Annotated in this window: 1 protein-coding gene; it reads left to right on the forward strand. The window is 65.9% G+C overall.

All coding sequences use genetic code 11. The annotated features are described in order from the left end of the window. On the forward strand, window positions 1-1,225 hold a 1,225-nt coding region (locus ASE88_RS19660; protein ID WP_235527994.1), incomplete at its 5' end, for an AAA family ATPase. Between the last annotated feature and the right edge of the window lie 132 nt (window positions 1,226-1,357).

The following is a 1,357-nucleotide window of genomic DNA, read 5'->3' on the forward strand; positions in this document are numbered from 1 at the left end:
CAATCTCGAGGAGCAGTCCGCCGAGCTGACGACACGCTGGAAGGGTGAAAAGGACAAGATCAACGCCGAGGCACGGCTCAAGGAACAGCTCGATGCCGCGCGGCTCGAACTCGACCAGGCGCAACGCTCGGGCGATCTCGCAAAGGCAGGCGAGCTGTCCTACGGCACGATCCCCGGCCTGCAACGCCAGCTCGACGAGGCCGCCGGCGCGACCAAGGGCGCGATGCTGCGCGAGGAAGTCACTGCCGACGACATCGCCGGCGTCGTCAGCCGCTGGACCGGCATCCCGGTCGAGCGGATGCTCCAGGGCGAGCGCGACAAGCTGCTCGCGATGGAGGCGACGATCGGCAAGCGCGTGATCGGCCAGGCGCATGCGGTGAAGGCGGTCTCGACCGCGGTTCGCCGCGCGCGCGCGGGGTTGCAGGATCCGAACCGGCCGCTCGGCTCGTTCCTGTTCCTCGGGCCGACCGGCGTCGGCAAGACCGAGCTGACCAAGGCGCTCGCCGAATTCCTCTTCGACGATCCGTCGGCGATGGTCCGCATCGACATGAGCGAGTTCATGGAGAAGCACGCGGTCGCCCGGCTGATCGGCGCCCCCCCCGGCTATGTCGGATACGAGGAAGGCGGCGTGCTGACCGAGGCGGTCCGCCGGCGGCCCTATCAGGTCATCCTGTTCGACGAGGTCGAGAAGGCGCATGGCGACGTGTTCAACGTGCTGTTGCAGGTGCTCGACGACGGCCGCCTGACCGACGGCCAGGGGCGGACGGTGGATTTCAGCAACACGCTGATCATCCTGACGAGCAACCTTGGCAGCCAGTATCTCGCCAACATGGCGGAAGGCGACGACGTGTCGTCGGTAGAGCCGCAGGTGATGGAGATCGTCCGGTCGCACTTCCGGCCGGAGTTCCTCAACCGGCTCGACGAGGTGATCCTGTTCCACCGCCTCGGCCAGTCGCACATGGCACCGATCGTCGACATCCAGGTATCCCGCGTCGACAAGCTGCTGGCGGACCGCAAGATCGTTCTCGACCTGAGCGATGCCGCGCGCGCGTGGCTTGGCCGGGTGGGCTATGATCCGGTGTACGGCGCACGGCCGTTGAAGCGGGCGGTCCAGCGCTATCTGCAGGATCCGCTCGCCGACATGATCCTGCGCGGCGAGGTGAAGGACGGGTCGACCGTCAAGGTCGACGAAGGCGACGGCAAGCTGGAGCTTCACGTCGCCTGATCCGCCGATCGTCGAATGATAAAAAAAGGGGCGGCGGATCGATGATCCGCCACCCCGATTTCTGTCCCGAAGGATCGCTTACATATCGATGGTCAGACCAACGAACAGGTAACGACCGATCGCGTCGTAGAT

Origin of the sequence: Sphingomonas sp. Leaf38 (genome assembly GCF_001421825.1) — a bacterium.
GTDB lineage: Bacteria > Pseudomonadota > Alphaproteobacteria > Sphingomonadales > Sphingomonadaceae > Sphingomonas.